The 11517-nt window shown below is 48.8% G+C and carries 9 protein-coding genes; 5 read left to right on the top strand and 4 right to left on the bottom strand.

Annotated features, from left to right (window positions below; translation table 11 throughout):
• Positions 1-308: MFS transporter (locus ONB24_09600; GenBank protein MDZ7316363.1), on the bottom strand; the 308-nt coding region annotated here is incomplete at its 3' end.
• A gap of 23 nt (positions 309-331) precedes the next feature.
• A complete protein-coding gene (locus ONB24_09595; GenBank protein ID MDZ7316362.1) occupies positions 332-643 on the bottom strand; it encodes a GlsB/YeaQ/YmgE family stress response membrane protein in 312 nt (103 codons plus the stop codon).
• 184 nt (positions 644-827) lie between these two features.
• On the opposite strand from ONB24_09595, the gene ONB24_09590 reads away from it, so the two are divergent.
• The 5 genes from ONB24_09590 (at position 828) to ONB24_09570 (ending at position 8312) form a co-directional block, all read left to right on the top strand.
• Positions 828-1958, top strand: coding sequence for an alpha/beta hydrolase-fold protein (locus ONB24_09590; GenBank protein MDZ7316361.1), 1131 nt, complete (start codon positions 828-830; stop codon positions 1956-1958).
• A 187-nt stretch (positions 1959-2145) separates the two neighbouring features.
• Positions 2146-2706, top strand: a complete 561-nt coding sequence (locus ONB24_09585; GenBank protein ID MDZ7316360.1) for a sigma-70 family RNA polymerase sigma factor — start codon at positions 2146-2148, stop codon at positions 2704-2706.
• Complete coding sequence (locus ONB24_09580; protein MDZ7316359.1) at positions 2703-3476, top strand: zf-HC2 domain-containing protein; 774 nt, start codon at positions 2703-2705, stop codon at positions 3474-3476. The genes ONB24_09585 and ONB24_09580 overlap by 4 nt, the downstream gene beginning before the upstream one ends.
• 7 nt (positions 3477-3483) lie before the next feature.
• The gene (locus tag ONB24_09575) at positions 3484-4710 is read left to right on the top strand and encodes a GWxTD domain-containing protein (GenBank protein MDZ7316358.1); all 1227 of its coding nucleotides are present in this window, start codon (positions 3484-3486) and stop codon (positions 4708-4710) included.
• 86 nt (positions 4711-4796) lie between these two features.
• A complete protein-coding gene (locus tag ONB24_09570) occupies positions 4797-8312 on the top strand; it encodes an FG-GAP-like repeat-containing protein (GenBank protein MDZ7316357.1) in 3516 nt (1171 codons plus the stop codon).
• A 226-nt stretch (positions 8313-8538) separates the two neighbouring features.
• On the opposite strand, the gene ONB24_09565 is transcribed toward ONB24_09570, so the two are convergent.
• Both ONB24_09565 and ONB24_09560 read right to left on the bottom strand, forming a co-directional pair.
• Positions 8539-8784, bottom strand: coding sequence for a hypothetical protein (locus tag ONB24_09565; GenBank protein MDZ7316356.1), 246 nt, complete (start codon positions 8782-8784; stop codon positions 8539-8541).
• 568 nt (positions 8785-9352) lie between these two features.
• Positions 9353-11512: a YCF48-related protein gene (locus ONB24_09560; GenBank protein ID MDZ7316355.1), complete on the bottom strand. Its 2160-nt coding sequence runs from the start codon at positions 11510-11512 to the stop codon at positions 9353-9355.
• Positions 11513-11517 lie beyond the last annotated feature (5 nt).

The following is an 11517-nucleotide window of genomic DNA, read 5'->3' as shown; positions in this document are numbered from 1 at the left end:
CGGATCATGGAGAGCAAAATGAAGAGACCTGCGGCCGAGAACAGGCTGAACAGTTGAACTTGCTTAGGCCTAAGCGAATCCGAAAGATGCCCGCCGAGCAGGGTACCTGCCAGTGAACCTAGACCATAAATGCTCAAAATTTTACCTGCTCCGGCAGGCGTAAAGCCGATTTGCTCCGTTAAATAAAGAGCAAGATACATGACCACCATGGAACCGGCTCGATTGATGAACAATGCGATCGAAAGATGGCGAACTTGGGCAGGAAGGCCGCTGAAAGCCCTTTGATAGGTTAGCAAAACTTTTTTCATTCAAGTTTTTACGTAGGAAAAAACTATTTTGAAAGGCTGATGAACAAAACGATAAGAAAGACCGCGCCGATAAAAGAACCGATGACCGCTTCGTTTTGGCCGGGATAATAAATTTCCAAGGACCAACCCAACAATCCGAACAAAAAAGAGCCAAGAACCCCCACCACCATGGTCATCAAAAAGCCGAAATTGACCTTGCCGGAGATGAAAAGTCTTGCAAAAGACGCCACGCCCAAGCCGATAATCACCATCCAGATAAAACCGGACTCTTCTATGCTCGGAAGGTCCTGCTTTTTTGCCGCTTGAGAGATCGCCAAAACCAACAGAGTACCCATTCGGCCTCCTCTGTCGCTCATTTCTTATATGCTGCCATTATGCCCACTATCGCTTGAGCTTACTGCAATTAAATTTAGAAACAAACTTATACAATTCAAAATAGAATTCCTGACTGACCTCAGCTTGTACTGGTGAATGAGCGGGAATTTGCTTATTTTAAATCCGAAAAATGGGAACCGCTTGATGAACCCCGTCACGAAATTGCTGCAAATCAGTATGCTGTTACTTGCGGCGCAATCATTGATGCCGATGGGTAAAGAAAGAGCCGATTTTTGTGAAAAAAGAGTAGGGCTTTTTTCTTCTTTTTCCACTGGGCCTATACTCTTGGATGACACTACCGCCGTATTTGTGTACCGAGGCGCAGCCGAATCGGTAAGCCTGGCCGGTGATTGGAACGGCTGGCAACCGCATAAAATGACCTTCGATCCTACTTTAGGCATTTGGTATGCCGTACTCGTTTTTCCCGCAAATGCCCGGCTGGATTATAAATTTGTCCTCAACGAAGCCGAGTGGATATTGGATCCTGCCAACCCCAGCATCTGCAGGGGCGGATTTGGGGACAATTCTGAATTGGTCATGCCGCATTATAAACACTCCGAAGAGACGATTCCGCGATCGGATATTCCGACCGGAATAATCGTTGATTCAACATGGTACAGTTATTCGCTGCAAAAACGACGAGCCGCTCAGCTATATTTTCCAGCCGCTTATGAACATCTTGCCGGCGATCTGCCTTTGGTGCTTTTTTTGGACGGCAAAGATTTTTTGGATGCCGGTTCAGCCAAGATTATATTGGATAATCTGATCGCCTCCGGAAGAATACCGCCGCTGATCGCCTTATTCGATTCGCCCTTCGACCGCATCTCGGAATACGCCGGCCCTTCAGTTGACGCTCTGGATGCTTATATTACCTCGGAACTCCTTCCAAAACTTGCAAACATAACGAAGGTGAGCAAAAATCCTGCCCAACGAGCGATCATCGGCGTTTCACTTTCAGCCGTCTTTGCCTCCCGCTTTGTGCAGAGACATCCGGATCAATTCGGCTGCTGTGCCGCATTTTCTCCGGCCTATTGGTACGATGATCATAAAGTCTTTACTGAAATCAAACAAGGTGAAATTGCACCGGTTCGCTTTTACCTTGACCGCGGCCTCTTTGAAGGTAATTCCATAGCCTGGGCGGACAGCATGAAAGATGTGCTCGAACAGAAAGGCGTGTCCGTTCGTTGGCGCGTTTGGCCTGAAGGCCACAGTTGGGGCAGCTGGAAGGCGCATCTTGATGAGGCATTGGTCTATTTCTTTGCAGAAGCAGAATAAGCAACCAACAGGGCGGCAAGATGCAGGCGGATGAGTGTAGAGAGAAATCTTTTAAAGTTATGATTTCCTTTTCATAAGGCAATTCATTTGCCGGAAGAGTTGATGTAAACAGAAAAACAGGCTGATGCGTCTTAAAAGCGGCTTAAAACATAAAGGAAAAGATCGGTTTCCCGAATCGGATGCCGAGTTGGTTGAAGCCACACGCAGCGGTAACGGCTCAGCCTTCGGCAAGCTGGTCGAAAAATATCAGGATAAGCTGCTCTATCTGGCGTATGACCTATTGGGAGATTTCGACGAAGCCCGAGATGTAGCGCAGGAAGCCTTTATTCGCGCCTTCGAACGCATCCATCAATTCGAAGATCGGGCGCAATTTTCGACTTGGATCTATCGAATTATAGTAAATCTGGCGATGGATCAGCATCGGCGGCGTAAGCGCCGGCCGGTGGACTCGTTGGAAGAACATATTCAGGAGATCGATCGTCTAAATGCGGAAGAACAAGCGGCCGAAGCGCTTAAACCGGAGGACGAACTGCATACGGATCTCCGTCGGCGTCGGCTCAACGAGGCTCTGCAAAAGCTGTCCGATCATCAGCGAACGGCAGTGGTTTTGAAATATTTTCACCAGAAATCCTCGCGTGAGATCAGCCAAGTCATCGGCTGCTCGGAAAACACGGTCCGCATTCACTTGTTTCGCGGTTTACGTAACTTGAAACGACATCTCGAAAAAGTGAAGAATATTCTGGAATGAGTTGCCTAAAAAGCTACAACCTTTTGTCTTTCCTAACCGGCGAACTCTCGGATGAAGAGCAGGAAGAGATGAGGCTTCATCTGCAGAGCTGTTCTTTTTGCCAAACCGAGCTCGGCCGCCTTGCAGAAGTACATAACTATCTGCTTTCCATGCCTCGGCCTGCCGTTCCGCAAACGTTGTATCAGGAATATGTCTTCAGTCTGCGCCGACGTTTTGCGGCTCCCTCTAGAACAGTTCGTTTTGCTGAGGGTTTCTGGGAGGCAATCAAGTCGACGGCTCTCTCTTCAAAGTGGGAATGGCGAGTTGCTAGGGCTGCAGCGGTGCTGATGGTCGGCTTGTTTATCGGTAGAATCTTGTGGTTCCAAAATGAAACAGCCGTTCCCAAAGCGGAAAGTTGGTCTTTTTATGAACCGGATATTGCCGCGCTGGACAAATTTTTCTCCGGCTCCGAAGTTCTGTTGCTTACTCTGCTCAACTCGAGCCCAGAACGGCTGCAGCGGGACGATGTTTTATTAACGCAGCAGGCAGCGCGTGCTTTGCTGAGCCAATCACAGCCGCTACGGCGCAACTCGGTTCTGCAGGAAGATGAAATCCTGACAGCCCTCCTCGATCATTTGGAGCTGTTACTGCTCGAAATAAGCAACCGCGATGAAGAAGAAATGCGCGCCTCTTTGCAGGACTTTCAGCAGCAGATTCGTCAAGCGCGGATTCTGCAGACATTTCGCTTGGTTCAATCTCGTTTCGGACGTTCTTACCGCGAAGGTGTGTGATCAGAGCATGAAAACGGTTGAGCATAGGAGAATCCTTCTTCTCATTTTCTCGCTTTTTTCTGTTTCTCTCTATGCACAAAGCGATGCCGCGCATCGGTTGTATCTTCAGGCCAAAAAATTTTCTTATGAGCAGAAATGGCGTGAAGCGGCTGATCTTTACCGTCAGTTGTCGCGCGAATACCCAAGCAGCAGCTACCGGCAGGAGGCAGATTTTTGGGAGGGTTATTGCCTTGAAAAAGCCGGCGAATTACTAAAGGCTTATGAGGCATTCGAACGGTTGCGGCGACAGTTTCCTGAAGGCGCCTGGAGCGATGATGCTCTTGATCGACAAATAATTTTAGCTGAAAAACTAGCCGAAAAGCCCGGCGATCGTTTTTACGAAGATCTTTACCGCTGGATGAATACTGGAGATAAGGAGAATCGCTTTGCCGCCGCCGCAGCCCTGGCCAGGCTGGATGATCGCCGCGCTTTGGAAACCCTAAAGTCCATGAGAAATGAGTCGTTCTTTACTCGAGAAGCGGAGCAGCTGATCGCACAGCTGGAACAGTCGGCCGACGATAACCTGGCGCCGTCTGTTCCCTCAATGGCACCGTCAGTAAGAAAGACCGAGAGGAGGAGAACAGTTCAAGTCGGCCCGCGTGACGATAGAATCAACTATTTTCAAGAAAAACGTTTCGAGCAGTACCGCAAAATGACCCGCAAAGACGACAATTGGACGCCGGATGAGCTGGTCGATTTCGCCCTGTGGCATATTTTGCCTTCCGAACAGTTCGAGGAATACATCAGCTTGAATCGAGAAGGGCGCCGCCGTTGGCTGGACGACTATTGGGCCGGGCAGGACCCTACCCCGCAAACAATCGAGAATGAATGCCGCGAAGAGTTTGAAAAGCGTGTGGATTTTGCGCGCCGTAACTTTTCCTATTATGACGGCCGGGAAGATTTCTACTATGCTCCCTGGGACGCCCGCGGCGAGGTCTATATCAAGTTTGGGAAACCGGACAAACGAACGATCACCGATGAAGGCGAATTTTGGCATTATGCAGCTTTCAACCGAGTCACCTTTTTCATTCGACCTAATGTCACCAATATTTTCGGACGGGCGATTTTCATCTCTTCTCTGGATAATCAAACCATGCGAACGGTTTCCCGCTTGACCGATCAGTCAAAATGGCGTAATTTTCATCAGGAGTACATCTTCCAGCCCGGAATATATTTTTCCTCACAGGCAAAATAGGACTCTGCCCACGCCTAAAATAAAGCTTACGCAATTTATCGTCAATCCGGTATGCCTAACCAGTAAATTTAATCGAGAAGTCAAAGATGAAGAAATATTGCTCATTTATGGTTTTTGTCGTCGCCTTTTTTTCTTTTTTGACGGTCCTGTATCCCGCCTCCTGGAGTTCGCTCAACGGCCCTTACGGGGGCGTCGTCCAATCCCTTTACGTGAATCCCAACAATCAAGTTTATGCTGAATTTGCCGGAAAGCTATGGACCTCGGCTGACCTAAGAAATTGGGTTCCTATTTTCCAAGACTGCAGCCATTTCATGGCCGGCAGAGACAATACTCTCTTTGTTCAGGACTCGAAAAACAACCTCTTTTTCTCAACGGATTGGGGGGCCGCGTGGCAGGAAATTCCCAAGATGCGCAACGATCTTGCGCTCGAGCGCATGGCGTTCGGCGACGGCGGCAGATGGTATCTGGCCGCCGGAAATCAGGTCTTGCTTTCTACCGACGGCGGTCGAAACTGGACGCCTTTTTCGTTTTCATTCAATAATTCGGCGGAAAAAGTTCGGGTCGATGAAACCGGCAATCTTTATGTTTTCGGCAACTCCAGGCTTTTCATCTCGTTGGATCAAGGTCAAACCTGGAGGCAGATCTATTCCGCCTATGCGGAAATTCAGGACGTACTGGCTGCGGGATCCATGGGATTATTTCTCGTGGTCGGCACAGAAAGCGGCGGCCAAATTCTCAAATCAACCGATCGCGGCAGCTCGTGGGTTGCCTCGAATCTGCCTTACGCAAAGACGCTCGCCTACTCCGACTCTTGGCTGATGGGCGCCTTTGGAAAACGTGGGTCCTTGCTCAACGCCGCTTCTTTTATTTCCTCGAACAGCGGCGCAAGCTGGCGTATGGCGGATGTGGGATATTCCATACGCTCGTTTGCCCATACCGGCGACGGCAAGCTTTTGGCTGCTTCCGTAGACGGCCTGTGGGTTTCGGCAGACGGCGGCATAAATTGGACGATTGTCGGCCCTCCGGCAGCCGACGTCAGGAATATAGCAGGCGCCGATTGGGGGATCTTTGCCGTCAGCCGTACGGCGGATGAAAAGCTGCGGTTCTGGGTCACGCGCAATAACGGCGTCAGCTGGAGTGAAGTGGAAAAAAGCAGATTCCTAACCGAGCCGCGCAGCGTTCTGGGACTGCAGATTTTACCGGATGGTCGACTTTGGATGATGTTGGGCTATTCTTCCGGAACCGATCGTTCCATTTTGTTTGAAAGCCGAGACCGCGGCGCCTCCTGGATCGTCAAACGCAAGTCCGTTCATCCAATAAGCGGTTTTGATTTTTTAGCTTCCACGGCTGCGGCCTATTTATGGGAAGCCGGAACAAGAGTCTATTACTATTCCTCGGATTATGGGGCTGCATGGATTCCTGTCTCATTGCCTTTTCCGATTTACGGACTTTTGACTGCTCAGAATGGAATTCTGTACGCCTTCTCAGGCTCCGATGTAAATCGTCCTCTGCAATTGTTTCGTTCCTTTTCCGCCGGTTCGGCATGGGACCCTCCAATCTCTTTAACCGAGCAGCCGGAGATGATCTATTCCCTGCAGACCAATTTCCTCGGCGATCTCTTTAAAACGGTCGCTCGTCAGAATGCCGACGGAAGCTTTGCTTTTGTCAAGCTTTTGCGTTCCATAGATTTCGGCGATACTTGGCAGGACATTTCGCCTTCTGCAGCAGCCTCGCTCTCTTCATCAGTGCCGCCGCAGCTGCTTACAGACGCCGGCGGCGCTCTCTATCTGCTTTGCTCAAAGGTTTTCAAATCAAATGCCAACGGCGATCGATGGGAAATTGATTATGAACCCGCAAATAGAAGCGCGGAGGCGAATATCCTTTTTGTTTCCAATGAGACGTCAACCCTTTTGGCGGGACTGAAAGCCGGCGGCGTTTCTGCAAAGAGCCTGTCCGGGAAGATGTTTGTACCCAAGGGATTGGCTGAAGTCGAATATCCCATCACAAAGAGCTACGGCGTCTATTGGACGGATTACAACAGTGACGGTTTTGAGGATGTATTTATACTTAACGACGGCCAGAACGAGTTTTATCACAACGATTCCGGAAAGCTGAAAAAAGTAACCTCTGGTGAAATCGTAACTGACCCGGAACCGTCTCGAGCTGCGGTTTGGGGTGACTATAACAACGACGGTTATCCGGACTGCTATGTGGCGAACAGCGGCGTCGGAAACTGTCTTTATAAAAACCTCGGCGACGGGACGTTCAAAAAAATTACACTCGGCAATGTGGTCGAGGACCGCGGCAATTTCAAGAGCTGTGCTTGGGGAGATGTCAACCGCGACGGTTTTCTGGATTTGTATTTAACACGAATCGACGGTAGAAATCTGCTTTATCTCAATACCGGTACAGGTTATTTCGAAAAAAGTTATGTCAATTTGATCGGCGAGAATACCGACAAATCCTACGGCTGCGCCTGGTGCGATTTCGATAATGACGGAGACCTGGACTTGTATGTTTGTAACGACGGATTAGATCAGCTGTGGGAGCAGGTATCGCCCATGAAATTTGCCCAACTTAGTCAGGAGCGTTTGCCGCAAAGTCCCGGTCTTTCCGTCGGCTGTTCTTGGGCGGACGTCAACAATGACGGCTGGATGGACTTGTTCGTAACCATGGCCGGCGCGGCAAATCGTCTCTATTTAAATAACGGCAATGGAAGTTTTCGACTTGCCGGCGGCGAGTTGTCGCTGGAGTCGGGCGCGTTTAAGGGCAGCGGCTTTGCGGATTATGACAATGACGGTGACCTCGATCTGGCGGTAACCGGCAACGGCGTTTTTCGGCTGTATGAAAATAGGGAGGGCGTTTTCCAAAAGGAAAATCGATTTGACATTTCTTTTTTCGGCGACAATTCATTGGCGCTGGCATGGGGAGATCTGGAGAACGACGGCAAATTGGAGTTGATCGTCGGCAGTTACGATCGTAAAAATGTCGTTTATTCCCCCTCCAACGTCGTCGGCAATTGGATCAGGGTAAAGTGTGTGGGAACGGCCTCCAATCGTCAGGCACTCGGCGCCAAAGTGGTCGTCAAGGCGGTGATCAACGGCAAGGCAGTCATGCAGACTCGCGAGTTGACTTCGCAAAGCGGTTATTTGGCGCAAAGCAGCCTAATTCAGCATTTCGGTTTAGGAGATGCTCAGCGGGCGGATAGTATCATTGTCATCTGGCCGAACGGAAAGCGCCAAACAACCGCCAACGTTGCGGTAAATCAGATTGTTACGATAACCGAAGCAGGGGGGGCTAAAGTCGAGGACGAAGCATTTCCGGAAGATTTTAGTTTGCTGCGAAATTATCCCAACCCTTTCAACAGTACTACGACCATACGTTTTGCCGTTCGGCACAAAGGAGAAACGCGGGTTGAGATTCTAAACATTCATGGCCGCATTTTGAGGCGTGAAAATCTTTCCAAAGCGACCCCGGGCATCTATGAATGGCAATGGGACGGCCGCGATTCAGAGGGTAAAGATTGCCCAAGCGGCGTTTACTTTATTAGAATCGTCACCACAGGAGGCTTGGCTTTCGGTAAGGCAATGCTGGTGAGATAACGAAGGCATAGATTTCATGATATTAGGGGCGATCTTGATTTTTCTTATTGTGAGTTCAAGTAATAAGTGCAACAGTTATTCATGATATTCTTAACTTAATTAGGTTCGGGACTAATGAAGTTAAGAAAAAAATGAAAGCTGAGGCACTTAAAAAGAAATACGAGCAATTGACCTACGAACAGAGAGTGGAAATTCACGCGTATCTTAAAACCGGCAGAAATCTGTCTCAAATTGCCAAGCTGATCGGCGTGAGAAATTCATGGTCGGCCGGAAGATCAAAAGAAACCGCGGACTGAAGGGTTACCATTTCAATCAGGCGCACAAGCGCTCTCAAGACGCCGCGGTGTTTGAGAAAAAGATTCGCTTGACCACCGAGACTAAGGCTGAGGTGATCGGGCGGTTGGAGGATGACCGGAGCCCCGAACAGATCAGCGGTCGTCTGAAGGGTGAGACGAGGCCGTCCGTCAGTCACGAGATCAGCTGTCGCTTCATTCTCGACGATCGAAGGCAGACTGCAAATGGCACCGGCGTTTCCGGCTCGGCAAAAACGCAAAGACCGTCACGGACAAATTCAAAACCGCGTCACTATTGACGCCCGTCCGGCCGTTGTCGATGAATGAACGTGCTTCGATGACTGGGAACTCGACACCGTAATCGGTAAAAGCTTGCAGATAGTTATCATTTCAATCTTTGAACGAAAAACCAAGTATAGCCTCATCGGGCAGAGCCGAGCAGCAGATGCTTCCAATTGGTCAAGGCAGAGCTAGACGACATCGAGACCGTCATCGCCCAGAAAAACATGCCGATAAACAGCTGCTCCTCAAACGACGCCGGCGAACTTGACCGTCTAAGGTTTGACCGACTTTCAGCCGAGTCGCGTAATCTTGCAATGCGGATGAAAGCCGGTTTTTAGGGCGACGAATTGCCGACGTTCCTCTAATCCATCCCGAATGTAAGCAATGGAATCGGCGTGCCCCAACAGGGCGTACTCTAAAAAATCTCGCGTTGTGTTCTCTCTTAGGGGCTGGGGTTTCTATAGGCTACCTTATAATTGTTATTTTTTTAATGAACGGCTTGTTGTTGATCCGTAGGCAGCAAAAATAGGTGCCGCAGGCAACCTGAAAACCTGAATCGTCTCGAAGATCCCACAACACGGAATAGGTACCGGTATTTTTAAACGAGGCTTCGATTACACGCACTCTTTTTCCTAAAAAGTCATATATTTCGAGTTGAATGTCTGCAGGGTAAGGTAAGGTATAAACGAGAGTTGTTGAATGCCTAATTGGGTTCTGGATTTGTAATGGATGATAAAGACTTTCATTTTCCAACTGGGTCATTTGCTGTTTAACTACAGTAGGGTCAAGATACCGATTGACCGCGCCGTACAAGCCCACAGACCAACCGTGATTTGCATCGGTAAAATGAGCATCCGCCCACCAATATCCCATATATTCTGAATGTTCCCGAGTCCATGTGCGTCCGCCGTTGACGGTATGAAGGATATCTCCGTTCAGCCCGACAGCCCAACCTTCATTGCGATTCAAAAACTGCACGTCCATCAGCAAATCTTCGAAATATGCAGTTTCATTTTGTTGTATCCATGTGTCCCCGCCGTCCGCCGTCGCCAATATTAAGCCGTTGAATCCGACAACCCATCCATGCAGATCATCGATGAAATCCAAAGCGTTTAAATTTGTATAAAGCGTCTCTTCCTTTTCACGTAAAAGTTTCCATGATCGCCCGCCGTCTTCGGTACGCAGAATACGGCCGGCGGAACCAATGATCCATCCTTTGTTAACAGAAATAAAATCCATTTCAGATAGAAAATACGGAAACGTAGAAATATGCTCCCAACTGATCCCACCGTCGTTGGTGGCAAACAGTTTGGAATGTTTGAATTTCCCGGACAAGGCCCACCCATTTTCTCTATTGATAAAATGGATGGCCGTTATCGTGTCGTTGTCAAAATGATGGACTTTTTCCCACGATTTGCCGCCGTCTCCGGTTCGCAGAATATCCCCAAAGCCGTTGATCCATCCCGTCGTTTGGTCAACAAACTGAATTTCATTGCCGGTAATGGAATCGCTTTGAGCCCAAGTATGGCCGGCGTTTTCAGTGCGGATAAAAATATTGTCGCCTACTGCACATCCAGTACGATGGTCTATAAAATGGACGCCGTACAAGTTGTTGCTTGGCGCCTTTATTTGCCATTTCCAGGATTCACCGCCGTTGTCGCTGCGTGCGATCAGCCCCCAGTCGGCAACAACCCAGCCGATCTGTTCATTAATAAAATAGATGTCATTGATTTTGTTAAGTGTGGGTGCCGCTGTTCGCTTCCAGCTTTTACCGCCGTCTGTTGTTTTGAAAAACAATCCCTTTTCACCGCCAAGCCACCCGATCCGATCATTGACGAAAAAGAGCGCATGAAAGCGTTTCGTATCATCTGTTACATGAACCCGCTCCCAGTTTTCGCCACCGTCGCTCGTGAGGAATACCTCATTGAATTCGCCTAATACCCAACCGTGTCTTTCTCCGATAAAATAAAACCTTCTTCCATGTACTGCCGCATTATCAATCGGACTCCACGTTCGTCCGCCATCACGCGTGCGCAGACACTGAGTGCGGTCGATGCCGGTACGGATTAAGACGAATCCCTTGGAACTGTCGATAAAATGAATGTCCCAAAGGATACTCTCAGATGTTGTGAGATCGGCAATTTGCTGCCAATTTTGTCCGCTGTCGGAGGAATAATAAATAGAACCGTAATACCCACCAGCCCAAATTTTTTCTCCCACAATCGAAAATGCGCCGCTAAGCTCAGGTTGATTTGGGATTCTATAAAATTGAAAAGATTGCGTTTCCGATGTGATCTTGAGAAAATAACCACTGCTGCCGGACAGCCATAAATCGCCGGTCGATGAAAAGTGCATGTCTCCCCATACTGCGTCTATTGCTGTACCAAGCAAAGAATCCGGCCATCGATGTCTTTTCCAAGTATTACCGCCGTCATTGGTTAATAAAAGCTGATCTTGTAATCCGGCAATATAGCCGTTGTGCAAATCTCTGAACTTGACACGGGAAAGCGAAAACTCCCAGTCACTTTGTCTAACAATTTCCCATGTACCGGCTTTTACGGAAGAGATAAAAAAAGTTAATAGTAAAAATATCGAAGCGGAAAAATTCTTTGAATGTCGGTGCATTTTGT

It is taken from the genome of candidate division KSB1 bacterium, assembly GCA_034505495.1.
Lineage (GTDB): Bacteria > Zhuqueibacterota > Zhuqueibacteria > Residuimicrobiales > Krinioviventaceae > Fontimicrobium_A.
The sequence above is the reverse complement of the archived record's forward strand: the minus strand, read 5'-3'. Positions and strand labels throughout refer to the sequence as shown.